Here is a 24,400-nt window from a genome sequence, read left to right on the forward strand (position 1 = left end):
TGGTTCTGCGCCGGCAACAACGACGAATGCTGAAAGGAGCTCGACATGTCATTTTTCGGTGCGCGCGGGCTTGCCGCCCGCATCGCCCTGGCTTCGGTGCTGGTTTGCGCCGGCCTGATCGGGGCCGCCCTGTTCACGGTCTGGCGGCTGCAGGACGTCTCCACCGTCAGCGATCAAACGGCCAAGCACCGCATCCCGCAACTCTCGGAGATCGCCCAGGTCGAGCTCAACGTCACCCGCGCCTCGCTGCAACTGCGCCACGCCATGCTGGCGCGCACGCCCGCTGAACGCGACGCGGCCTTGCAGGACGTGCAAACCAAACGCCAGCTGATCGAGCAGCTGCTCAAGACCTATGAGCAGCAACTGTTCACCAGCGCCGGCAAGGAACGCTTTGAGGCCATCCCGCCAGCGGTGCAGGCTTTCTGGGTCCAAGGGGAGGCCAACGTCAAGCTCATCGCCGAGGGCCGCAAGGACGAGGCCTTTGCTTACCTGGTCGACCACACCATCCCGGCTCGCAACGCGCTGCTCAAAGAACTGGCGGAGACCGTGAGCTACCAGCGCGACAGCGCCGAGCGCGACATCGCGCACATCCAATCGAGCATCCAGCAGACCTTGATGGTGCTGTTGGGCGTGTTCCTGTTCATCGGCGGCGCCATGGTGACGCTGTCCTGGTGGATCGGGCGCACCCTGAAGATGCGGGTGGATCGCTCACGGGAGGTGGCCGAGCGCGTGCGCGATGGCAACCTCAGCACCACCATCCACGAAGATCAGCGCGACGAGTTCACGCCCCTGCTGGCGGCGCTTTCCGACATGCAGGCCAGCTTGACCCAGGTGGTCACGCGGGTGCGCGGCAACGCCGAAGCCGTGGCCACGGCCAGCGCCCAGATTTCGCAAGGCAGCCAGGACCTGTCGCAACGCACCGAGCAACAAGCCGGCTCGCTGCAGCAAACCGCCTCCACCATGTCGGACCTGGGGCACACGGTGCAGCGCAACGCAGAGAACGCATTGCAGGCCACCGCCATGGCCCAGGCGGCCGCTCAGGTCGCCGAACAGGGCGGTGGGGTCGTGCGCGAGGTGGTCGAGACCATGCAGGGCATCAACGAGGCCTCGCGCAAGATCTCCGACATCATCTCGGTGATCGACGGCATCGCCTTCCAGACCAACATCCTGGCCCTGAACGCGGCGGTGGAAGCGGCCCGCGCAGGTGAGCAAGGCCGAGGCTTCGCCGTGGTGGCGGCCGAGGTGCGCTCGCTGGCGCAGCGCAGCGCTGGCGCCGCCCGCGAGATCAAGCACCTCATCACGGCCAGCGCCGAGCGCGTCGAGCGAGGCAGCACGCTGGTGAACCAGGCCGGTGACACCATGGTCCAGATCGTGGATGCCATCGGGCGGGTCAACACCATCGTGGCCGAGATCAGCACGGCCAGCGCCGAGCAGCAAGCCGGGGAGTCGGTGGTCGGCCAGGCCATCCAGCAAATGGACCACGGCACGCAGCAGAACGCGGCCCTGGTTGAAGAGTCGGCCTCGGCCTCCGAGAGCCTGCAGCACCAGGCTGCCGAGCTCGTTCAGTCGGTGGCGGTGTTCAAGGTCTGAGCACCCGCTGATCGCCGGAAGTCGCTCGGCGGCATGCCCACCCAGCGCCGGAAGGTGCGGCTGAAATTGGACGTGTCCTGATAGCCCAGCCGGTCGGCGATGGCTTCGACGCTCATGTCCGAGTGCAGCAGCCACCAGCAGGCCAGGTCTTCGCGCACGCGGTCGAGCAGCTGCTGGTAGGTCAGGCCCTCGTCGCCCAGTTTGCGGATCAGGGTGCGGCTGGAGACGTGCTCGCGCTCGGCCAACTCGCTCAGGGTCGGGTAGCCGCCCTCGCAGGCCAGCAAGAGCCTCAAGATGCGGTCGCCCACGGGCCCCAGGCGGTCACGCGGGTCGTTCTGCTGTGACCACAGGCGCTCGCACTCGCGCAAGGCCATGCGGTGGGTCTGCGGGTCAGGGGCCAGGCCCGGGTGGCTCAGGAGCGACAGCGGCAACACCATGGCCGAGCGCTCCATGCCAAAGCGCACCGAAGGCCACCAGCGGCGGTAGGCATCGGCCCACGGCGGCTCCGGGAAGGCGAACTCCACACGGGCCACGCGGGTCATGTCCAGCCCCGTGAGCGTGTCGAGCAGGCGCAGGCCCGCGCCCATCAGGTGGCCCATGATGTACTCGCGCACATCCGGGGCCTGCAGGTGCTCGCGCATCCACAGGGTGACCTCGTCGCCCTGCTGGTCGACCTCCAGCGAGATCAGGCTCTGACGCAAGCCGGCGTGGCGCTGGATCAGGGCCAGCGCCTGCCCCACGTTGTCGCACGACATGGCCGCCACCCCCACCGGCCCGTGCGCCGACAGCTGCGTGCCCCAGCCCACGGTGATGCCCAGCCAGGGCTCCTGCGTGAGCGCCACCGCGCGCCGGATCAGCCGGGTCACCTCGTCGAAGCTCAGGTAGCGGTTGCCCTCGTGCAGTGACGCCCAGTTCAGCCGCGTGCCGGACAGGATCTGCGCCTCGTCGAAGCCACGGCGGCGCATCTCGGCGCAGATCAGCCGGGCGTAGATGGGGTGCAGCGCGGGCGCCAGCCAGTCGGCCGCCTGCGTGGGAGGGGTTCGGGTGCTCACGGTGAGTGTCACAAAATGACGATAAGTTGCCAGCGCAGACGGTACCCCATTTCGGCCTGCGCTCGCAAGATCGCATCACTCCATTTCACCGACTCACACCGAGGAGACAACAACATGAGCGCCGTGCTGCCCGACCCGCTGGCCGCGTCCTACCGGGACCCGAAGAAGCCCCTCTGGCTGCTGCCAGCCCTGATCCCCGCCATCGTGGCCACGGGCCCGGTGGCCCACCTGATGGGCCAGGACCACGCCGCCTGGTACGTCCTGCCCTTTTTGGTGCTGTTCGTGCTGGTGCCCATCCTGGACTGGCTGATCGGCGACGACACCAGCAACCCGCCTGAAGCCGCCGTGCCCGACCTCGAGCGCCGCGCCTTCTACCGCTGGATGATCTACCTGGCCATCCCCGTGGGCTGGGCCACCACGCTGTTCAACGTGTGGTTCCTGAGCACGCACGCGGTGCCCTGGTATGGCGTGGTCACCACCGTCATCATCAACGGCTTCATGCTGGGCCTGGTGATGAACATGAGCCACGAGCTGGGCCACAAGAAGGAATGGCTGCCCCGCAAGGCCGCGCTGTTCAACCTCTCGCTGGGCGCCTACACGCACTTTTGCATCGAGCACAACCGCGGCCACCACCGCCACGTGGCCACGCCGGAAGACCCGGCTTCGTCCAAGATGGGCGAGACGATCTACCGCTTCATGTTCCGCGAGATGCCCGGCGCCTACTTCCGCGGCTGGGACCTGGAGGTCGAGCGCCTGGAGCGCCAGGGCAAGTCGGCCTGGAGCCTGGACAACGAGATCGTGCAGGGCTGGATCGGCACCGCCATCGTCTGGGGCGGCATGACCGCCTGGCTGGGCACGCAGGCCCTGGTGCTGCTGATGGTGCTGGCCTTCCTGGGCGCCTTCATGCTGACCTCGGCCAACTACATCGAGCACTACGGCCTGCTGCGCCAGAAGAAGCCCGATGGCCGCTACGAACACTGCCAGCCGCACCACTCGTGGAACAGCAACCACGTGCTGTCCAACATCCTGACCTTCCAGCTGCAGCGCCACTCCGACCACCACGCCAACCCGACGCGCAGCTACCAGTCGCTGCGCAGCTTCCACGACATTCCGACCTTCCTGCCGCTGGGCTACACGGGCATGTTCCTGGTCGCTTACGTGCCGCCGCTGTGGTTTGCCGTGATGGACAAGCGAGTGGTTAAAGCCACCGGTGGCGATGCCTCGCGCATCAACTTTTTGCCGGCGCAACGCAAGCGCTTGGTCCAGACCTATGAGATGCAGGACACGGCCTCAGCGGCCTGAAATATAAGCTCCCAACACTGATCGCGAGTGGCTGAGAAGGTCTGTCGCCTTCAGGATCGAGAACGTGCGCACCACCGTCTCCTCGGTTAGCACGCCCGTGTCATCCATCAGAAGGCATGGCGCCGCCTGGAATAGCGGCTCCACCATCAGGCGAAGGGGCAGGCGCGCGCGACGAGCCGCGCTGAGCCCGTCGGCAACGTCCGCGGCGTCGGGCCGAACATGTCGGCATGCTGCCATGCTCGCCTTGCGGGCGAATAGCGGAGCCAGCGACCTCTCTACCTCTGCCCACGGCACACGTAGTACCAGCATTGCCAGCGGGTCGCGCAAGCCGATCATGGCATCCACCGGGGAAAAACCCAGAGTTTTGGCCATCCCTGTTGCCAGGCTCTGCCCATATTCACGGGCGTGGCGGTGAATTTGCAAGACCGACACAGGGCGACGCTGAGCATGCGCCTGGAGGATTTTGCCCAAGCCCTACACGATCGCACACGAGGTCGGCCACCGATGTGCAAAACCTCGAAGGTACCTCTTTCAAGCTGGTACCCGATGCACGGGTGCGTCTGTCAGGCGCAATGGAAAGCCATGAGCGTACGCCTTGAGCGGCAGGGCGGTTACTATGCTGGCACCGGGCGGCGCACGAAACGCAGCAATTCAAGCAGGGGATGGAAAACAGCGACTTGAAGAAGCCATGAATGCAGGTCTAGCATCAATCACAGGTCTGCCACCGTAGCCCTATTTTTACAACGCCATGGCTCAAGCAGAAGCCTTGAGCCCCCAGCCAGCCCGCTTGTTGGCGGCCTCAGACAGCTTCAACTCTTCGGGGCTGGCGTACTTCAGATCCCACTCCTTGACCTTGGGGTCCATCAGTTTGAACCACAGAGGCGGAACCATGGCCACCAGGATGGTGGTCAGGTAGCCACCGATCATCATGGGCGCTTCAGGGAAGGGCTTGAGGTCTTGATAAGGCACTTCGCCTTGGGCATGGTGATGCGAGTGGCGGGTCAGGTTGAACATCGACCATGAACTGATGCGCTTGTTGGTGTTCCAAGAGTGACGAGGCTGAACCGGGAGCTTGGGGTCGCGAACCATGCCGTAGTGTTCCATGTAGTTAACGATCTCCAGCAGCGATTTGCCCCACAGCGCACTGGCAATGAAGAAGCCAGCCACAGGCCAGCCGCCCATGGCATATGCCACCGCTACCAACAGCAAACTCATCAGGTGACCACGGATCACGCCGTTACGCAAGGAGATGGCGCCGTGGCCATCGCGCTTGAGGCGCTTTTTCTCGATGTTCCACGCGCTGATGTTGCCCTTGATGGTCGAGGCCAGGACGTGGAAGTACACATTGCGGCCGCGAGGTGCGGTGGCTGGGTCTTCAGTGGTGGACACATAACGGTGATGGCCGTAGACGTGCTCGATCGAGAAAATGGTGTCAAAGCTGAAAGCCAACAACCAGCGACCGACAAACATCGAGATCGGATCCCAGGTGCGGTGAGTCAGTTCGTGGGCGGTGATGGTGCCAACCATGCCGATCATCAGGCCGGAGAGCAGGATGGTCGAGATGTGGTGGCCCCAGAAGGTGCTTTCGCGGGCTGCCAGGGCATCGAAGCCCGTGAGCTGCTGCACCCAGGCGCCATAGCCCAGCACGTCGCCGGAGCTCACACTCCAAAGCGATGCGAAGATGATCATTAACAGCAAGGGCAAAGCCATCCACAGCTGCGCAGTCAAGATGCCGGGATACTTGAAGGTGGGTGTGGTGGTGTCGTCGCCACAGACAGCGTCGCCCACCATGTAGAAAACCAAGATGGTGATCAGACCGTAGGTGGTGTAAGCGCCACCTAGGGTGACCATCGTCAGAGCCAGCAGGCCGATGATATGGAATAGGAAATACTTGAGGTAGTGCAGAATGTTCATCATCACTGTGCTCCTGTAGAGTCGTGCAAGGTCGTGAAACGGTCGGCGCGGATTTGTTCTTTGGCGATGCCGCGGTCGCGCAATACTGCGCTGACGGCATCGACCATGACGGGTGGGCCGCACAGGTAGGCATGGGCACCGTAGGGCAGGTGCTCGGCCAGGGCGCTGTCAACGTTGCCGAGCGCACCTGCCCAACTGCTGCCATCGGGTTCGGCCGACAGCACGGGCACAAAGCGGAAGGCCGCAGGCCATTGGGTGCGAAGGGCTTCCAGCGTGTCTTGAGCGTACAAGTCAGCTTGCTGGCGGGCACCAAACAAGATGGTGACGGGGCGTTTGACGCCTTGGGCCAGAGCGTCTTCCAAGATGGCCAGAACGGGGGCCAGGCCGCTGCCGCCGGCCACCATCAGTAAGGGGGCGTCAGAGGGGCGCAGCCAGAAATCGCCCATGGGGCCCTTCACGCTGGCGCGCTGTCCAACCAGATCATGTTTATGCACATGGCTGGAGAACACGCCATTGGGCACCTTGCGTACCAGGAAACTGACCTGGGAATTGGGCTGCGAGGCGGTGGCAAACGAGTAGCTGCGATCAACCCCGGGCAGGCTGTCAACCGACAATTGTGCGTACTGGCCAGCTTTGTAAGGCAGCGAGTCGTCCAGTTGGATGCGCAGGCTGACGATGTCGTGGGTGAGTGCGGTGCAGGCCACCACCCGGCCACTTACGGTGCGGCGGGCTTGCTGGGCGGCCATGTCTACTTCGATGGTGACATTGGTTTGTGGCACCGACTGGCAGGCCAGGATCATGCCGGCGTCCAAATCTTCGTCCGACAAGATGTAGGCGGTCTGAGTCAGCTCCTTGACCTTGCCGTCGACCAGCTTGCATTTACAGGCTGCGCAGCCACCCACGCGGCAGCTGTTCGGGAAATCAATGCCTTCGCGCAACGCTGCCTGGAGCAAGGTCTCCTTGGGATTGACCATGATGGGCACCCCATTGATGCTGGCCTGGTTGGGGCCGGACTTCTTGAAAAACGAAAACATTGGCGTACTGTTAGTTTGATGGCGCTAAGTATTTGTATCCTATGAATCCTGGGGTAGATCAAGGGTAGGTTGTCTTGACACAAAAAGGTCATTTATTGACAATTGGCGCTTTTCAAAAAATCAAACCGTGCACAACGCAGCACTGCCCCTCCACTACGTGCGCCTTATCGCCGACATGCTGTCTGGCATGGGGGTGAATGTGCCCGAGGTGCTTGCGGCAGCCGATCTGCAAATGGCGGACTTGGCCGACGGCCACCGGGGCTTGGGCTTCGTGCCCTTTCTGAAGTTGATGCATGCGGCCTTGGGCGCCGCAAAGGAGCCCGCTCTTGGCCTGCTCGTGGGGGAGCGCCTGCGCATCAACACTCACGGCAGGCTGGGTTACGCGGCCTTGAGCAGCAGCACCTTGCGTCAGGTTGTGTCGCTGCTGGAGAGCTTCTTGCCGCTGCGTACCACACTGGTGACGGTCACGCAGCGGGTTCAGGGTGACGAGGTATGGGTGGGCTTTCCTGTGGCCCGCCCACTCGACGGGCTGGATCTCGTGGTCAGCGAAGCCATCTTGTTGACCATCAAGAACCTGATTGACCAGATCACCTTGGGCACTTGTCAGGTGCGACGTGTGTGCTTCAAACAGGTCGAGCCTGCGTATGAAGATCTGGCCCGGGACATGTTTGGTTGCGAGGTGCGTTACAGCCAAGACTGGTGCGGTCTGGTGTTGCCGGATGCAGCCATGGACTTGCCGCTGAGCTCGGCTGACCCGGCCAGCTTCGATGATGCTGCACGCCTGTGCCGTGAAGAGTTGGACAAGCGCGATGTGAACGCGGCCTTGAGCATCCAGGTGCGCCGTAACCTGCTGACGCGCCAACATGGCTTTCCTTCCCTTCAGGTGGTGGCCCGCCAGTTCCATCTCACCCCGCGCACCCTACACCGCCGCCTGGTGGCTGAAGGCACATCCTTTCAGCAGATCTTGGATGAGGTGCGCGAGCATCTGGCTATGCAATACCTGCAAGCAGGCAAGCTGAGCGTGCAGGAGATCGCTTACACGCTGGGCTACAACGATCCGGCCAATTTCCGGCGGGCCTTCAAACGCTGGACGGGCCGAGCGCCGTCGACCCTATTGATCCGGCCCTGTAAAAATTGAGTTTCTTGCCACGTCTCCACAGGGGGCCGTGTTTCGACTCCAACGTTCCGGATCACTAGAGTCTCTGCGAACATCACGCTAGGCTCGCTGACTACTTGAGAGCCCTATTCCATGATCACTGACTCTATTTCGTTGAATCACCTGCTGGTCTGAGTATGCCGAGCAGAGCCGGGCCAGGCTCACGCCGGAGTGAGTTCTTGTTTGTCGATCTGCTCACTGGACTGAGTAGCCGATTTGAAATGGAATAGTTGGTGTTGTTGACGGATATACGCAGGAGTCGAAAGGGTTGCAGCAATGCCTAAGCGGCTATAGGTTGGTAAGTACGAGGTGCTCAAATGCGAAAACCAATCTTCTTCAGCCTCATTGCTTTAGGGAAGGTCTGCACAAATGAGTGCTGACCATGATTGGGTGTGCTGACATGACCGCAATGGCGGCTGAGCGCACCTCTGGCAGGTGTTGTGGGCGCGTTTCGCGCCCATTTCCCATGCACTGGGCGCACTCATGCCAGGCTCCCCGTCAAACGTTTGCGCACCATCCACAGATTGGCCAGCGCAAACAGGGTTTGCAACTGCGCCGTGTTCTTGGCCAGGCCGCGATAGCGCACCTTCACGTGCCCGAACTGGCGCTTGATGACGCGGAACGGGTGCTCCACTTTGGCGCGGATGCTGGCCTTGATGCGCTCGACCTGATCGGTCAGCGCATCCATGGGGTCGGCCTTGTCCAGCAACTTGCGCAAGCCCGGTCGCATGGCCACATGCCACTGCACATCCGCTTTGGCGTCGGGCCGCTTGTGCGCCCCCTGGTAGCCGGCGTCGGCGAAGACATCTGTTTCTTGCCCATGCAGCAAGCTGTTGGCCTCGACCACATCGTTGACGTGTCCGGCCGTGCCGCGCACGGTGTGCACCAGGCCGGAATCAGCGTCCACGCCGATGTGCGCCTTCATGCCGAAGAACCATTGCTGTCCCTTCTTGCTTTGGTGCATCTCCGGGTCGCGCTCACCGCTGGCGTTCTTGGTCGAGCTCGGCGCCGAGATGAGCGTGGCATCGACCACCGTGCCGCTGCGCAGCATCAGGCCCTTGGCGCCCAGCAGCAAGTTGACGGTGGCCAAGATGCGCTCGGCCAGCTTGTTCTTCTCGAGAACATGACGGAAGCGCAAGATCGTGCTCTCGTCAGGCAGCCGGTCATCCCAGCCGCCCAGACCGGCGAAGTCGCGGAACAGCGGCATGTCGTGCAGCGCTTCTTCCATGGCCGGGTCGCTCAGCGTGAACCACTGCTGCATGAAGTGAATTCGCAGCAGCGACTCCACCGGGAACGGCGGGCGCCCGCGTTTGCCTTCAGGCATGAATGGCGCGATCTCTGCCACCAGGGCGGACCAAGGCACCACCCGGTCCATCTCGTCGAGGAACTCGCGACGGCGCGTGCGCTTCGTCGAGGTTCCCAATCCAAGGCTGCTCTGCTTCATGGGTTCAATGGTCTCAGGCCATCATGTCTGCGCCAAGCACATGGCTTGGTGGTTTATGCAGACCTACCTTAGGTGGTCTGGTGGGCTTGTTCTCAGCCGCATTGGACGGGTGGGGCACACGAGTGGTGATGATCGGCATTGGGATGCTTTTTGGCACGGCCATCGGCGGGGCGCTGACTAGCATTGGCGGCAGAGCGCGAACTTCGAAGCGGGATGTCGATCCGATCCACGGGATGGGGGTAACGTCAGAGGATTTGGCCGCGAACTACTGGCGTGACAAAGGGCATCCGCCTTTCATGAAGCCACCTGAAAGCGACTTGAATCCGAACATGAGCGGCACGCACGATGACCCAGTCTGATTATTTTTTCAGAAGGTCTTTCACGATGCCCGTCGCGTTGTCCACCGCCGCTCCGGCGTCCTCAATAACCTGCTTGCCAGACTGCCTAAGCAATGACTTCTTCGATGCCAGCGCCCCATCATTGGTCTCGACGATCTCCGCTTTTGCATCGAAACCGGTTTGATCTGCCTTTGAACTTGCGCGTATCTCGGCACCTCGGGTCTGAACCTCTTGTCTTGCCGGTGATGGCTCAGGGGCGGGGGCTGGTTGGCCTGCACGCGCAGACTTGCCGAAGCGAGACACCTGTCGATCATTGCTTCGATGGCGATCATCGAGCGCCGGATTCAAGGCTGTGTCGGCCTTTTCTTGTCGGTGTTGAACTTGAACGTCTTCAAACGAAGATGGCAATGCCGTGCCATCGGAGAACACCCGATTGGGCTTGAGTGACTGCCTGGCCAGTTCTGAGGCCATCAAGGCCTGGGCCGCTTTGCTGTCGCTCCCGTATTGCTCTGCATAGCGAGTGAACATCTCCAGGTTGTGCGGATCCTGCGCAATGTCGATGGAGATGGTTTCGCCCTTTTCATACGCGGAAGTTAGGCGCTCTGACAGAGCGGTGCGTTCAGCAAGGCTTGCCTCCGCACGTTCAGATCGCGTGGCCGTGTTCGTCAGCCTGGACGCCATGTCACGGGCCTCTCGGGAGTCGCTGCTGATGGTGTTGATGAAGCTCGAATCTCGGGAGACTCGGTCACCGAATTGCTTGAAGTCGGCTATTTGCTCGCTGGTCAAACTGCTCAGCACCTTGCGTTCATCGGCGGATAGGCCCGACAGGTAGCTCTTGTCAGCGCTGGCATTGGCTTTTGCGCCAGCGAAGCGCCCGTCAACGCCCACATGTCCAGACGCACCAAATGCGATGCGCGCTACCTGAGACTGTGAAAGCCCTGTGCTGTCGGCGATGCCCTTGGAGATCTGGTCCAGGCGATTGAGTGTTTCTCCAAATTGCTCGAAGCTGCTGGACGTGGATCCGCTGCTGCTGCGGCCAGAGCGAAGGCTGCTCAGTCCTCGCGTGAATGCTTCGGAGAGGGCTGCGGAGCGATCCGAACTGGCAGCCAAGGCTTCGCTGCGTGCCGCAGTGACCTGCCTGCTCGCATCAGACACATCCTGTTCAGACACCCGCATGGATACCACCCGCGAAGCAAACCCCTGGTTGCGCAACAGGCTGACGGCAGTTCTCCCAGTCAGGCTGTTCGACGAAAAGGTGTTACCACTCAAGTCGCTTTGCCAACTGCTCATGAACGCCGAGGTTCGGTTAGGTGCCAGTTGTGCCTGGTCCATGGTGACATTGCCCATGTTCATGTTGCCGGTGGCAGCAGACGCTGTGCTGCCGGTCAGCATGCTTTGCAGGCCGGACAAGCCACCCACCAGGGCGGTCCCGACACCCTCCATCTTCTTCAAAGCCGCCCAGGCAATGACAGGAATGCTGATTGCAAGGTAGCCCACAACAGCCTCACCTGAGATGGCGCCCGAATAGATCGTCGAGGCGGTTCGCAAAGACAGGGCCTTGGTGCCCGAGCCGATGTCTGAAGCCGCAGCCAGATCGTAGGCCGCGTAGATGGACGCCATGTAGTTCAACACCGCGTACAGCGGGGGCCACAGTTGGATCCAGATCAGGATGGCGGCGTAGCCTTTGAAGGCCAGCATCGTGTCGCGCCCGCTGGTCAGCGGCAAGAGCAGCACCATCAAGGGGAACATTGCGTAGGTGAGCGCTTCAATGACGTTGCGGAACACGGGCAGGGCTTGCTCGGCCACCTTGCCGTTGTTGATCCACGCGGCGTTCTGCTGAGCGACGGCTTGTGCTCGGCCAACGGCCAGCACCATGGCCGCTGGGTCGTTGACCTTCTGTCCGACGATGGTGCTGGTGTCGTTGATCGCATTGAGCATGGCACTTTGGCGGATCAGGTCGGCAGCGGTGGTGGCCGCATCGGCGATGTTGTTCTTGATGTACGCCTGCTGAATCTGGTTGGCGATGACGGCTGCGGCTGCGGCACCAGGCAGGGTGGGGTTCAACTCGAAGGCCAGGCGACCCTGAATCTGGTTGATCTGCGCTGGCAGTCGGCCATTGAGGTTTGTGTAGATGTTGGGGCAGGTGTCCACATCGATGCCCGCAGCGCTGGTGACCGTGCTGAAGCGCGCAGGATTGGGCGTGGCCATGAGGGGCCAGACGTCTGCGGATGTCGAGAACACGGCAGGACCAATCGTTCCGTCGATGAGGTCATACATCGTGCAGTTGTGAATGAAGTTGATCAAGTCAGTACGGAAGTTCGGATCCTGAAACGTCACCTTGCTGGTGCTCCTGATCAGCCGGTTGCCAAACATCAGGCCGTTCTTCTCGTAGGTAAGTTCGCTGGGCAAGGCGCCTGGGCCGGGAATGGTCTGGAAGGCGGTTTCGAACAGGCTTGTCAGGGTGTGGCCAATGGTGCTGGTGATGCTGCCGAGCATGACCATGCCGAAGGGCACGTTGGCCACGACCTTGACCGGGGCTCCGCCTGTCTTGTCCACGATGCCCACGGTGGCCCTGGGCAGGATCAGGATGGAGAACACCAGCAGCACTGTGCCCAGCCACTTCCAGCCTTGCAGCTTCTCAGGGGCAAAGGCGTAGGCGATCAGGGCGGCCACGAAGCCGCAGAAAGCCACGGCGGCAACGGCCGACATGTAGTCGCCCGAGGCGTGGATGGCCGCTGCTGCATTGAAGACGCCGAACAGGCTGTCCGCGTTCTGGTAAGCGTAGATCTCCCACATGGCATCCCCTGTGGTCGGTGAAGGTCAACGAGCCATGTAAGCAGCCTGCTGCCCAAGCATGTCCATCACGTGCTGCGGCATGCTGGATCGCAATTGCCGCTCCAACTGTTCCAGGTGGCTGGAGACAGCTCGGTAAGAGCCGACCTTCTGATACAGGAGGTTCTTCTCTTGAGAGAGTTGCTGCAGCATGACCAGGGCGCGTTGACGAATCTGGACCGCCTGTTCGCGCTGTGTCTTTTGCAGTTGATAGTCCTTGTCGAGCGCAGCCAAGCCGACGCGCAGATTGCGCTCCAGGAACACATAGGCATAGTCCGCTGCGATCACGTCGCGGTATTGGGCGATGAGGCTGTCCGCCAGGCCCGATCCTGGGATGGTCGCGCCCACCGACAGCATTTTGTAGACCGGCTCGGTGGTCTGGTTGACGAAACCGACTTCTGCCGAGTTGTTGGGAATGGCGGTCCGGGTGGCGATTTTTTCCGCGATGGAGCGCATCAGTGCCTCGACTTTGGCGGTGAATGGCGTGTGTGTGTAGGTGGTGTTGAGGGTCACGGCATCACAGTTCACGTAGTCATTGCACTTGAGCAGGTGCTGGGTGACGTTCACGCCAGCGCCAGCACTTTGCCCATAGAGCAACTGGCTGATCGAGGTAAGTGTGGCGGCGATGGGTTCCGGGTCGCGGGCGGCTTCTTCCGGGTGGTAGATGACGGTGCCCACCATGCTCATGATCAGTTCACGCTCCTGATCGTCCAGGGAGACCCCGGTGTACTTCAGGGCCTTCCAGGTCAGGTTTCCCACGAAGGGCGCCTTGTTGCGCACATTGGCATCGCCTGAGGTGCGGGCCGAAGCGAGGATGCTGGGCCGGTCGGAAGCGCAACGCCTGCGTGCCGCGTCACGGTCGCTTTCCATGCCCATCTCGATGGCGAGGTCGGCGCAGGTCTCCTGCGAGCTGTACCCCGTGGCCTCGGCCGCCGTGCTGACGATGGCCTTGGCGGTTTCGCAGGAGTTGATGCGGGCATTGTTGATCCAGGTCTCCAGGCCCTTGGCCCACTTGCTCAAGCCGCCCAGGAGGGGGGAGACGGCTTCGAGCGCCAGTTGAAAGGCGATGCCGGGCAGGGCGGCGGTGATGTTCTTCAGCATGTTCTTGAACTCGCTGGCCGAGATGTGCGAGAACGATCCGCCGAACACATCGATGCCACCGCAGCCCGCCTTGGCGCTGGGGAACTGAATGGCGGCGAGTTGGTACACCTTGTTGGGGGAGCGCATGAACAGACTGCCGCCGGTGTAGGTGTTCATGGTCTGGCCACGGAAGGCGCCTGGTGCGGTGTAGTTGCCGATGGCTCCCAGGTTGTTGAACATGCTGTTCACCTCGGCATTGAGGTCTCCTGCATGCAGGGGCAGCGGCGACGCGATGAGCAGAATGGCCATCAATGCGGCGATAGCGCGCTTGAAGTGCGGGAGGGGCAGGTGCGGTGTCTGGATCATGATCTGCTCCTATTGCAGAACGACTTGCCTGTTCACGCTGGGCAACATGGCCTGGGCAGCCGGTGTGCTCACCGTGGTGATGCGCTCCAGCAATTCGGATTCAGACAGCACGCCAAAGCCAATGGGTGTGATCTGCCCGGTGTAGGGCTGGGCCAGGAATACCGCTGGCACTTGGGTGACCTTCAGGGTGTTGGCGATGCCGTTGTCGGCTCGGGCATCTGCAAAGCCAGGCATGGGGCCGCCATCCACGCTGATGGCCACCACCTTGATGCCGTGGCGCGCCTCGAAAGCCGTCAGCGTGGGGGCGAAGGCGTGGCAGTACGGGCAGTCACTGCGGAAGAAAAAGAACAGGACGTGGTCCTTGCCCAGTGAGGCGATGGATTGGGAACGGCTGAGCAACTGGTCCCGGTCGAACACCTCCAGCGCCTTGGCGTTGACTGGGCGGCCATGTACGGTGGGGTCCAGCTCCGGTGTGGCCCAGGCGACGCGCTGGGCGACGTCGGCGAAGTAGGACGCTCTGGCCACAACCTTGGCTTCCAGTTCCATGTAGCGGCGCACATTGGCCTCGGTCGGCCGCATGATCGCGATGTTGCGGTAGGACTCGACCGCCTTTTGTAGCCTTTCGAATTCGACCAGTTCGGGCGCTCTGGCCGGGCGAGTGGCCGGTGTGGGGGGCGCTGCTGAAGTGGGCGGCGTGAGGGCGGGCGTCTTGGGTTGAGACGCAGGGTTGTCAGGTAGCTCGGGTTCGGGATCTTCGTAGAAGTGCCATCCTCGCCACGCATCTGACCAGTAAGGGGTGGCAATGGGCTCGTCCGGCTTTGGCAAGGCTTGCGCTTTTGCCTCGGGCGCTGCGTTGAGGCATGCGAAGGCGAGGATGGCGATGTTGGCAAGGCGTCTGAAAAGACCTGAGCGAGACGCCCATGACGGGCGAGATGGGCGAGGCATGTCAATCTCCTCATTGCAGCGACTTGGGCGGCAAGCCATCGAGGCAGTAGTTGATCCCGAACTCGATGGATTGTTTGCGAGGGGCCTGGGCACCAGGTAACCAGACACCGTCTTGCCAGAAGGTCACCTTCAGGCGGCTGCAACCAGGCTGGCGGTAGCGCTTGTCGGTGGTGACGTCGATGGAGATGGGTGTGTTGGCCTTGAAGCGCTGGCTGATGGCGTCGGCAGATTCGCCTGTCAAGGTGCCGTGTGCCTTTCCGTCTGGCGCTTGCAGTGCCATCACCATCAGCACTCTGGCGTCTTTGACGGGCATTCGACCGACGGACGTTTCGGGCGATCTCTCAGGCGTTTGCGTTTGTGCTTGGCAATTCACTGCCATCGCCATCGCCGTGATGGAAATGACCTTGATCGGTGTCCTGAGGTGCTGTGTCATTGGCAACGCCCCTGTCCGTAGTAGCAGTTGGGCACCTTGGCGCTGTTGCCGCTTTGGATGGCACCCAGGTTCGGGTTGTTGGGCACGATGGAGGCGTAGAACTCGGTGAGGTCCATCGCTGCGAAGTCCAGGCTTTGCAGCTGAGCGATGGTGAAGCCTGAGCAGTCGGGGTTCTGGCCGCTGCCCCAGCCCTTGCCAATCTGCATGCGCCCCTGCTCATTGACTATCCGGGCGAGTTTGCTGTTGAAGCAGCATTTGCCTGTGGTGTGCTCCAGGCACGACACGCAGGCACCAAGAACGCGAAGACACGATGAGCACCATGACCCCGTGGCGTGGCACAGCCCCGCGCCTTCTCTCATGGCCAGCTTGCCCTCTTCTTCATTGCAGGACATCATCGACATGACGATGTAGATCACCACAGCGATGGCCAGCGACCAGGGATCGAACGCGACCACCATGCTGTCGCCTGCATAGAGCACCGACGATCCGGCGGGCAGAGCGGTGCCGTTGACGGCCACGGTGACGCCGTAACTGGTGAAGGAGCCGCTGAAGCCGCCGCTGGTGAGCAGTGCGGACATGCCCTGGTATATGAACTCCCGGTTCTCGGAGTTCATCAGCACGTCGTATACCAGGCGTGAGCCCACACCGAAGGTGCTCTGGTTGCTCATCCCAGCGCCAGCGCTGTCCGAGTCGCAACAATCTTTGAACAGACGGTCTCGGCAGTGGTTGCCTTCGCCCTTGAAAACCTGCATCAGCTTGGTGTCCAGGTACACACCGGCTTCTCGGGCGGCTTCCAGCATCGACATGGAGCGGGCAAAGTCCGCGTCGTTCGTGTAGCTCGTGTTGAAGCAACTGTCACCCAGGCAAAAGACATTGGATGGGCAGTTGGTTGCTGTCGTGATCGGTTGGGCGCTGGCCGGGCAGGTGTAGCTGTCCTGGTAGACCTCGCACATGCCTGTGGCAGCGTTGGTTTGCTTGCATGTGCTGCTTCCCAGCGTGCAGCCTTGGCTCAGCAAGGGGGCGCATTCGTCTGTGAGGGCACCGGATGTGCAAGAAAGGGTGCGCTCGTAGGACCAGCAAGCGCGGGTGACGGCTCGGCCATCGATCACCTTGGTGGCGGGGCCATCCACGCACCTGTCGGCTGTGGTAACGGTGCAGCGTCCGCCTGCTTCGAGTGGGGCGCTCTTGTCATCCCAGACATCGGTTTCGATGTGGTTCATGGTGGGCTGCTGGAAAGACAAGGGGATGCTCCAGCCAGAAGCGCCGACCAGGCTGGCCGCGCCCGCATCCTGAGCGCAGCGGGGCTCTGTGCGGCTGACCACGACAGAGGGGCCGCTGTCACAGCCCATGCGGGGGCGGGGCATGGTGAGCGTGAAGCAGCGATCAGCCGGGCCCGCCGATTGGATGCGGCTGGACCAGTAGGCCTGCAACTGGTCGCCGCGCACGGTGCCGGTCGGGCAGGCATAGACCGGCGTGCCGAACTGGAAGTTGTAGTTGCACTGGCCGGATGAACAGCCGGATCCAGGCATCATGACCACCTTGAAGGGGCGCCAGCAATGGCCACCCCAGTGTGGTGAGAGGTCGGTGACGAACGCGGGTTGCGTAGCTGGCGTGCTGGGCAGTTCGAGGTTTTGCCACCCGATGCAGGCGCCGTTGCCACCTGCCGCATAGAAGCGAAATTGTTGCAACTGGTCGGTGCGGATGCGGCACTGGGCCTCGGCCACCATGTAGTCGGCACCGTTGCGATTGGCTTGACCATGCGCAAACCAGTCGCCAGCTGTGCAACTGGGGACGAGTTCGACTTGCACCGTCAGATCCCGCCGGGTGGCGTAGTTGCCCACACCGTTGTAGCGTTGGCACTGTTTGGTGACCGCGCCTGCTGGTGTGGTGACGTCGGCGGTGGCGCAGCCGCTGTAATAGGAGGAGAGGCTGCCAAGGGCGAGAGACGGGTTTGCGGCGATGTCCCGCGCGCCCATGACTGCGGGGTCGTAGGGCGAAATGGCAGGGCGTGGCGTGTTGGCCGAGTTGAGCGCGCCGCGTTGGGCCTGGCACACCGGGTCATCGGGCGTGCTGGTGCAGGCGGTGAGGCGCGCGTTGGCCGGGCCTGACAAGCTGGGTTGGCCGTAGTAGGCCGCCTCAGCGGGCGTGCGGGTGTATCCCGGCACATTGGCCGTTGCGTTGGGCCTGCTGACCGTGCCCCGAATCACCGGGTTGGCCGCTTGACCGGCGGCGGTGCCTTCTTCGTGTGGCCCAGCCAGTGCCATCGTCTGCGCCGTGACGAAGCACCAGAGGGTGAAGCAGGTGACGAGTCGGCGCAGCATGACGATCCCTAACCCTTGAGCCGTTGGATGAAGGCGCCGACATCCTTGCTGAAGCGGGGTGTGCGGTGCTGAATGTGGCCCAAGGCGTAGTCCAGGCTCACGTCTCCGGCTAGGCGGACATGGTCATTGGGCGGCGCACAACTGCCTCGACCACCATCACCACAGGGCGTGCCGTCAGCGCCCTCACGCACCAGCACAAAACTGGGTACCTGTGTGATGGCGTAGCGCTCGAAAGCTTGCGGGTCGATCTGGAAGGCCACCGACTGACCTGCCAACAATGCCTGTGTTCGCGCAACGGTGTCGCGCAGGGAGCCATTTAGCAGGCCTCTGATCAGCAGGGATGCCTTGGCACGTGCCGCTTGGCTGACCAGTCTCTTGAGCGTGGCCTCGGGCATCGACAGGCTGATGAACACCATCAGGATCGGGCCACCACTCATGTCCTTGCCCACCCCGGTGCCGGGGGGCTGGGCGGTTTTCATCTGCAGGGCGTAGGCTTTGGACAGCGCTTCGAGGTCCACAGGCGCTTTGGCTTGGGGCTGCGGGAGCGCATCAATTCTTGGTCCCGCTGTGTTGGGCACACGTTCCAAGTCTGCGGCGCTGGGCACGCCGTGCGCTTTCCGAGCACGTTCGATGTCCTGGTCCGTGATGGTGGGTTGCGCGCGCCTGGCCCGAGCCATGTCTGCTTCGGTGATGACCGGTGTGGTTTGGGCCTGTGCGCTCAGTGCAAGCAGCATGGACAGGCCAAGACCGAAGCCCCAGCGTGAGGTTTGATGGAAGTCAGAAGCCGACACAGCAGTTCCTTTTGCGAAACAACATGAAGGCGAAGTCTTCGCCACGCACCGGGTATTCCTTGCCGGCCCCCCAGATCACGGTGCTGCGCCCGAAAGGCTGGCAGCACCTGCCGCCGTCCTTTTCGGTGTTGGGGATGGGGTAGGTGAGTTGTGTCTTGTAGGCCGTCTTGTCCATGACGGGCTCGAAGTAGGGGCCACACAGGCCGGGCGTGCCATGCCACCCCCAGGCGATCAATTCGCGGTGCATCTTGGCGGTCAGGCGCTGGGCCAGCAGAACGGCCGTGCGAACACCGCCCAAGTGGTAGGGCACCTGGCCGTCCAGCGGGTAGATGCCGCCCTGGCATCCTGCGCACCAGAACAATTCCTTGATGCCAAAGCCCAGTGAGGCGGCCACGCAATCGGCGGCGCAGGCGGCAATCGCGATGGGGTTGGCGAACAACACCGCATCCGGGTTGAGGATCAGGGTCAACTCGTCGTCGTTCCACAGCGGATCGACCTCGGTGAGATAGGCCAGATCGAAGCTGCCCTTTTCCAGGCAGGGAAAGTCGGTCACGACCTCCAGCCAATAGAGCATCGGGTTCACATAGAAATGGGCCTGGTAGAAGCTGCCGCCATCTCCGTCGCCTTCAGCGTGGGTGAAGCGTGCGGCCTCCGGGGCAGGCAGGCCTGGGTTCAGGTCGATGCCGCCCAGTGAGGTCAGGCAGAACGGCTTGCGCACGACTTCGACATGGCGAGCCGGTTCCCAAAAGCCGATAGACAGACCGATGACCGGGTTCACGCCGCAACTGCACACAGGGCTGCCTGGGTTGGCAATGTCTTCCTGGCCGCCGAAGTTGGCGATGGGGATGCTGCCCAGGCTGATGGGCAGGATGCAGCTCCAGCAGATGTCGGTGACGGGGTTGGGGAACTTGCCTGTGCAGGTGGCGATGCCCGCCGCGTGGCTGTGCTTGCTGGTCATGGCCAGCAAGCAAATCAACAGGATCACCGCGATGTGATCCCACGATTGACGCCATCTTGCTTTTGGGGTGGATCGGGTCATGGTGTCACCCCTAACTCATCCACGCGCAGGCGCTTGCCTTCCTGCGAGACCAGAGCGGGCACCTGTGCGATGCCCAGGCGCCGGGTCAGCACGCCTTGCTGGTCGTAGTAAACCGGCGTGCGCCAGGCTTTCATCAGGTCCAGGTAGGAGCCAGCTGTCAGGATCGCCTTGACCTGGCCTCGGTAGCGCTGGATCAACTCCCGTGCGCGCTTCACCTGCCGTGCATCACGGGCGTCGAAGAACAGCAGGTGTCTGGACAGGGACACCACGTCCAGCGGGTTGTGGCGCGAGCCAGCAGCAAACATCAGGTGCCCCTGGGGATCCAGGATGTTGCGATCCAGCGTGAAGCTAGGGTCGAAGTAGAAGGTGCGCGGCTGTTGCGTGGTGCGCAAACCGGCCACAGGCAGTGGCTGGCGCACCGCCAGAATGCCGCGTTCACGGGCTTGTGCCTGTAGGCGATCCAATTCACCGCTGGCTTGCTTGTCTCGCAGGCGTTGCGCAATGAACTCCAGCAGGTTGGCTTCGCTGATCGGGTAGGTCGGACCGATGCTGCCCAGGTCCACGCCCCAAGCGCATGAGCTCACACCTGCGCATGTCATGGTCAGCAGGCAGGCCATCACCATCAACTGTGGGCTCTTGGGCTTCATGGCAGCCCCCGACCGTCGCAACGGATGCGTTGAGCGAGTTGGCTCAGCAGGGCGTCACGCTGCGCCAGTTGGCTGGGGTGGCTGGCGCTGACCATGCCCATGAGGACCGGGTCACCGCTGCCCTGGGCAATGGCCATGCGCAACTCCAGCGCGGTGAGGGGCCGCCCGCAGCGTTGCGCGAACGCACGCAAGTAGGCTTGAGCGCCGTCGCGCGCGGCAGGCGAGATTTGGGCCAGCAGTGCCAGGTAGTCCTCCAGAGGCACATCGTCTGGCGTGGACGCAGGCGTGCTTGTGCTTTGAGTGACTGGGCTGATGTGGGCGCGACTTTCGGCCAGTTGCTGGGCCGGCCGCTTGGGCGTGGTCTGGGCCTGAGCGTGGGCTGCAGATGCCAAACCAGCGATCCAGATGCACAGGATCAAGCGAGGCGCCGAGTGGCGCACGTCATTGCGGCCATTGCGGCACTTGCGGTGTTGCTGGAGGTGGCATGGACAGGCTTGCATGTCATGTTCCTCAGAACAGGGGCCGCACGAGCCCGATGACCTGCTCGGCGCGGACCAGACCGCTGCTGCGGTAGCGCGAGTCAAAGCTGTCGGGGCTGCTGCCCTGGACGTAGTAGCTGCCCGGTGGGATCACCGTGGGCTGAATGGGATCGAGCCCACGGTGGTCGAAGGTCTGAGCCTTGGCATGCCCCACCGACTCGCCGTTGATCAACACCATGCGGTCTTGGACGGTGATGGTGTCACCGGGCAGGCCCCTGACCATCTTGAAGAAGGGCTGACCGCGCAGGCCCGGGTAGTGCTGCTGTGCATCGCCAGCGAAGGCGAACAGGATGTAGTCACCACGGTGCAAGGCGGGCGGAACAGTCTGTTTCCAGCTCACGCGATAGGCGACACGGTAGGGCAGGCTGGGCGTCCAGTTGAAGACAATGGGCAGGCGTGGGGTGGGATCCAGGAACAACCGGACGTAGGCCAGCGCCCAGATGGCGAACACCGGAAGGTAGAGATACCAGCGGCGACGCATGTGGGCCAGTTGGTCGCAAAAGGATTGCCGGGCTTGGCGATAGCTGCGCACATGCCAGGGCACGGGCGGCGGGATGCGGACGATCTGCAAGGTCATGGCATCCCCACTTTCTGGCGCAACTGAGCGGTCAAGTCCACGGTGTGCGGTGTGGGCCCGGCCACAGCGCCTTTGAGTACCACCAGGCATGCGCAGTCGCGGGGCAATTCCTCCAGCGCAATGGGCAGGCGTTGGGCGAAGGTGCGCGCCATCAGCATGGCGTTTTGCCGATCGTCTTCCGAGCCGGCCTTGGTGAGCAGTTGCGTGAACTCGGCTTCCTTTTGCCGGTACACCTCGGCCACATCGACCATGCCGATGCGCAGCGCTGGGCGCACCACAGTGCGGTCATAGAGCAGCAAGGCGGCAGCGACCACGATCAGGGTGAGCAGCGACTGCACCAGGGCAGGGATGAGGCTGATCGCTTTCATACGGTGTGCCCCCGGCGCCGCAGCAGTTCGGTGATGGCTGCATCGATGCTCAGACCTTGCGCGCGCAGCTCGTCGATGGGCGCGTTGTCCTCCAGCTTGTTGGAAAACAGCAGGTGCGTGGCCGGATCCAGGATGTTGCGCGCCACCCCTTCGCCCACCGGGGAGGAGATGTACAGCTCGGAGTACACGCCCGCCTCGGTCCTGAGCGAGTTCAACAAGCGCTTCTTGGGCTCATCCATGGTCAGCCTGCCCTTGCGGTCCAGCATCTCGATGGATTCGGGCTTCTGGCGCAGCAGGAACACCCAGTCCGAACAGTTGAACGCGGCTTCCATCTGGGCCGAGCCATAGAAGTCGTCGGCGCTCTGGGTTGCCGTGCCCAAGGCTCCGCCGTATTTGCGGGCGCGCCGGGCCGCTTCCTCGATCACGGCGGCCTTGACGGGGTCATCGGCCCCGATGTCGCCCAGTTGCTGCTTGAGCTCATCAATGAACAGCACCTTGCGCCGGTTGCGGCTGAGGTACATCTCGCCAGTGATCTGGTGCAGCAGCAGGATGTTGACGACGGCGTGCAGGTCGGGGCGGCGCTTGAGTTCCTCGTTTTCGATGACGATGAAATCGTTGCTGAAATCGACGTTGCTGGGCCCCTCGAAGAAGCGCTCGTACTGGCCGCCTCGGGTGTAGGGGTTGAGCATCACGGCCAGGTCCTTGATGCGCTGGTCGTTAACCAGGCCCAGGGCTTCGATGTTGCCGGTCTTGAAGGCCTCGCGCAGGGCCGTGATGGTCAGGTCGTTGCCGTGCTCGGCGAAGAGCTTGAGCACCATGGCCGATATGGCCTTGTACTGGACCTCTTCCAGCGTGTGCTGCATGGAGCACATCTTGGAGATGGCCGGCACCAGCATGTCGATGTCTTCGTGGATGTCAACGATGTTGGTGAAGGGGTTCAGGCAAATGTCCACATCGGGGCGGAACTCGATGTAGGTGCCCTTGGCCTTGCGGCACAGCTTCTCGAAAGAGCGGCCCAGGTCCAGCATCCAGACCTTGGCGTCGATGGCCCGGTAGGACCAGGCCATCTCGTTCATCAGCACCGACTTGCCCGAACCCGGTGCGCCGATGATGGCGAAGTTGTAGTTGCCCAGGTCATTGTCGAAGATGTCGAGGGTCATCAACTGCCCACGGCGCCCGCCGAAGACCAGGGCGGGGGTGCGTGTGCCGCGCCACTCCGCGATTAGGGGAGCCAGGTGGATCGCGTTGGCCATGGTCTTGCGCGAGACGCGGCGCATCTTGGCCAGATCGCCATGAAAGCGTGGCGTGAGGGTCATGGGCAGGCTGGCCAGCAGCGCCTGGCGGTGCATGTACACGTCGGCATTGAGCTGAAAGCCCCGGCCACGCCAGATGGCGTTGGCCGCTTCGTGGGCCGCCACCGCCTTGCGCGGTGGCGAGAAGATGGCCAACTGGTGGTACAGGCTGACCAGGCTGCCACCGGTGTCGATGGCCTGCGCGGCGGCCGTCCAGTCCTGCAGCTTCTTGCCCACGTCCGGCATCACGTCGGCCATCTTGCTTTTGGCGTTCTGCGTGGCGCGCACATGGTTGGCGGTGACCGTGGCCTTGGTGGCATTGGGGTCGAGCACGTGCACGCCCATGGTCAGCAAGAAGGGCGCGCTGTACTGCAGGGCGGGTTGCATCAGGTCGCCGATCAGCGAGCCCATTTGCCAAAGGGCGAAGCGCTCAGGGAAGGACTTGATGGAGTAAAAGCGCGCCTCCAGTTCGTCCGATCCGGTCTCCTTCCACAGGCGCAGGCCGCTGGGGGTGGGATCCTGGATGGTGTCGAAGTCGATGATCTGGTCGCGCAGTTCGCGCCCGTCGTCGTAGTGCAGGTCTGGCGCGTCGGTCTGCGAGATGCGGTCAGGGTTGGTGAACAGTGCGCACCAGTTGATCAGGTCAGCGGCATCGCAGACGCGGTTGGGCAGGGAGGCCGAACGCAGCGTGGAGGCCATGGACTCGCGCTGGGCCATCACCTCTTCGCGCCTGGTCATGTCCTGAGCGTCACCGGGCAGGGTGACGCTGAGCATCAGGCGGAAGTCCCGGATCGTGTAGTGAAAGCCAGAGGTCAGCGAGGATTGCGCGCCGCGCAGCAGGTGGCCTACGCGTTGGCGAGCCAGGGTGTGGAAGAGGTTGTCGTTGCGGGCAGGTCGCCCCCAATGCTTGGCCTTATCAGCCTGGTCCTCGTCTTCGACTCGCAAGTTGGCATAGCGGCGCAACTGACCGCGCACGTGAGGTGAGGCGAACAGGTGGAACTGGATGCCCGCGCCCGTCGGGCAGTTTGCGTACAGCGAGATCAGCACCTCGGCCATGCGTTCATCCGCGCCCGACTGCGGCATGACCTCCAGCATGAAGCCCAGGCTATCGCGGTTGACGAAGATTTTTTCGTCTGCGAGGTAGGCGGAGTAGGGCAGCCACGCGGCGAATTGCTCTGCCGGTGTGTCTGGTGGCGCGCCCAGGCCCATGGCCTCGAATAGGCCCGGGCGTGCGGGCCTGCGCACGGTACGGGCCGCGTCCATGGAGACGCTGGCTGCTGTCGTGACTGTTGAGGTGTCTGTGACTGAGGAGGTAGGCATGGCGCAACCTTTGAGGGCAG

General features: G+C 62.8%; 21 protein-coding genes. 4 read left to right on the forward strand and 17 right to left on the reverse strand.

Features of this window, described 5'->3' with window-relative positions:
• Window positions 1-45: 45 nt before the first annotated feature.
• The gene (locus LQ232_RS23580; RefSeq protein WP_125245597.1) at window positions 46-1,590 is read left to right on the forward strand and encodes a methyl-accepting chemotaxis protein; all 1,545 of its coding nucleotides are present in this window, start codon (window positions 46-48) and stop codon (window positions 1,588-1,590) included.
• On the opposite strand, the gene LQ232_RS05630 is transcribed toward LQ232_RS23580, so the two are convergent.
• Window positions 1,563-2,642 (reverse strand): AraC family transcriptional regulator, encoded by a 1,080-nt coding sequence (locus LQ232_RS05630; protein WP_125245596.1) that lies wholly within the window; start codon window positions 2,640-2,642, stop codon window positions 1,563-1,565. The two genes, LQ232_RS23580 and LQ232_RS05630, sit on opposite strands and share 28 nt — an antisense overlap.
• A gap of 114 nt (window positions 2,643-2,756) precedes the next feature.
• Here LQ232_RS05630 and LQ232_RS05635 point away from each other — a divergent pair, with 114 nt between their 5' ends.
• The gene (locus LQ232_RS05635) at window positions 2,757-3,944 is read left to right on the forward strand and encodes an alkane 1-monooxygenase (protein ID WP_125245595.1); all 1,188 of its coding nucleotides are present in this window, start codon (window positions 2,757-2,759) and stop codon (window positions 3,942-3,944) included.
• Here the strand turns inward: LQ232_RS05635 and LQ232_RS05640 are convergent.
• From LQ232_RS05640 to LQ232_RS05650, 3 genes are all read right to left on the reverse strand, one after another.
• Window positions 3,933-4,415 carry a hypothetical protein gene (locus tag LQ232_RS05640; RefSeq protein ID WP_125245594.1) on the reverse strand — a complete coding sequence of 161 codons (483 nt, stop codon included), beginning with the start codon at window positions 4,413-4,415 and terminating at the stop codon, window positions 3,933-3,935. The two genes, LQ232_RS05635 and LQ232_RS05640, sit on opposite strands and share 12 nt — an antisense overlap.
• Window positions 4,416-4,697: 282 nt before the next feature.
• On the reverse strand, window positions 4,698-5,861 hold the full coding sequence (locus LQ232_RS05645; RefSeq protein WP_230179365.1) for an alkane 1-monooxygenase: 1,164 nt from the start codon (window positions 5,859-5,861) through the stop codon (window positions 4,698-4,700).
• The gene (locus tag LQ232_RS05650; protein ID WP_133608664.1) at window positions 5,861-6,892 is read right to left on the reverse strand and encodes a 2Fe-2S iron-sulfur cluster binding domain-containing protein; all 1,032 of its coding nucleotides are present in this window, start codon (window positions 6,890-6,892) and stop codon (window positions 5,861-5,863) included. Before LQ232_RS05650 ends, LQ232_RS05645 begins: the two co-directional genes overlap by 1 nt.
• 127 nt (window positions 6,893-7,019) lie before the next feature.
• On the opposite strand from LQ232_RS05650, the gene LQ232_RS05655 reads away from it, so the two are divergent.
• Window positions 7,020-8,030: an AraC family transcriptional regulator gene (locus LQ232_RS05655; protein ID WP_230179366.1), complete on the forward strand. Its 1,011-nt coding sequence runs from the start codon at window positions 7,020-7,022 to the stop codon at window positions 8,028-8,030.
• 499 nt (window positions 8,031-8,529) lie between these two features.
• On the opposite strand, the gene LQ232_RS05660 is transcribed toward LQ232_RS05655, so the two are convergent.
• Window positions 8,530-9,492 (reverse strand): IS5 family transposase, encoded by a 963-nt coding sequence (locus LQ232_RS05660; protein ID WP_133611178.1) that lies wholly within the window; start codon window positions 9,490-9,492, stop codon window positions 8,530-8,532.
• Window positions 9,493-9,620: 128 nt separating this feature from the next.
• Here LQ232_RS05660 and LQ232_RS05665 point away from each other — a divergent pair, with 128 nt between their 5' ends.
• Window positions 9,621-9,851: a hypothetical protein gene (locus LQ232_RS05665; protein WP_230179367.1), complete on the forward strand. Its 231-nt coding sequence runs from the start codon at window positions 9,621-9,623 to the stop codon at window positions 9,849-9,851.
• Here the strand turns inward: LQ232_RS05665 and LQ232_RS05670 are convergent, their stop codons facing one another.
• From LQ232_RS05670 to traC, 12 genes are all read right to left on the reverse strand, one after another.
• Window positions 9,852-12,626, reverse strand: coding sequence for a conjugal transfer protein TraG N-terminal domain-containing protein (locus tag LQ232_RS05670; protein ID WP_133611177.1), 2,775 nt, complete (start codon window positions 12,624-12,626; stop codon window positions 9,852-9,854).
• Between the two features lie 24 nt (window positions 12,627-12,650).
• A complete protein-coding gene (locus LQ232_RS05675; RefSeq protein WP_230179368.1) occupies window positions 12,651-14,108 on the reverse strand; it encodes a conjugal transfer protein TraH in 1,458 nt (485 codons plus the stop codon).
• 9 nt (window positions 14,109-14,117) lie between these two features.
• Entirely contained in the window at window positions 14,118-15,053 is a 936-nt protein-coding gene (gene traF / locus LQ232_RS05680) for a conjugal transfer protein TraF (RefSeq protein WP_230179369.1), read from the reverse strand.
• 10 nt (window positions 15,054-15,063) lie between these two features.
• Window positions 15,064-15,366 (reverse strand): hypothetical protein, encoded by a 303-nt coding sequence (locus LQ232_RS05685; RefSeq protein WP_230179370.1) that lies wholly within the window; start codon window positions 15,364-15,366, stop codon window positions 15,064-15,066.
• A gap of 116 nt (window positions 15,367-15,482) precedes the next feature.
• The gene (gene traN / locus LQ232_RS05690; RefSeq protein WP_230179371.1) at window positions 15,483-17,807 is read right to left on the reverse strand and encodes a type-F conjugative transfer system mating-pair stabilization protein TraN; all 2,325 of its coding nucleotides are present in this window, start codon (window positions 17,805-17,807) and stop codon (window positions 15,483-15,485) included.
• A gap of 8 nt (window positions 17,808-17,815) precedes the next feature.
• Window positions 17,816-18,541, reverse strand: coding sequence for a type-F conjugative transfer system pilin assembly protein TrbC (gene trbC / locus LQ232_RS05695; protein WP_230179372.1), 726 nt, complete (start codon window positions 18,539-18,541; stop codon window positions 17,816-17,818).
• 43 nt (window positions 18,542-18,584) lie between these two features.
• Window positions 18,585-19,637, reverse strand: a complete 1,053-nt coding sequence (gene traU, locus LQ232_RS05700; RefSeq protein ID WP_256450022.1) for a conjugal transfer pilus assembly protein TraU — start codon at window positions 19,635-19,637, stop codon at window positions 18,585-18,587.
• Window positions 19,634-20,284, reverse strand: a complete 651-nt coding sequence (gene traW / locus LQ232_RS05705) for a type-F conjugative transfer system protein TraW (RefSeq protein ID WP_230179373.1) — start codon at window positions 20,282-20,284, stop codon at window positions 19,634-19,636. Before traW ends, traU begins: the two co-directional genes overlap by 4 nt.
• A complete protein-coding gene (locus tag LQ232_RS05710) occupies window positions 20,281-20,784 on the reverse strand; it encodes a hypothetical protein (protein ID WP_230179374.1) in 504 nt (167 codons plus the stop codon). The genes traW and LQ232_RS05710 overlap by 4 nt, the downstream gene beginning before the upstream one ends.
• A gap of 10 nt (window positions 20,785-20,794) precedes the next feature.
• Window positions 20,795-21,400, reverse strand: coding sequence for a conjugative transfer signal peptidase TraF (traF, locus tag LQ232_RS05715; protein WP_109036386.1), 606 nt, complete (start codon window positions 21,398-21,400; stop codon window positions 20,795-20,797).
• Window positions 21,397-21,768: a hypothetical protein gene (locus LQ232_RS05720; RefSeq protein WP_035033915.1), complete on the reverse strand. Its 372-nt coding sequence runs from the start codon at window positions 21,766-21,768 to the stop codon at window positions 21,397-21,399. Before LQ232_RS05720 ends, traF (LQ232_RS05715) begins: the two co-directional genes overlap by 4 nt.
• Window positions 21,765-24,380, reverse strand: coding sequence for a type IV secretion system protein TraC (gene traC / locus LQ232_RS05725; protein ID WP_230179375.1), 2,616 nt, complete (start codon window positions 24,378-24,380; stop codon window positions 21,765-21,767). Before traC ends, LQ232_RS05720 begins: the two co-directional genes overlap by 4 nt.
• Between the last annotated feature and the right edge of the window lie 20 nt (window positions 24,381-24,400).

Source organism: Aquabacterium sp. CECT 9606 (assembly GCF_918741295.1).
Lineage (GTDB): Bacteria > Pseudomonadota > Gammaproteobacteria > Burkholderiales > Burkholderiaceae_C > Aquabacterium.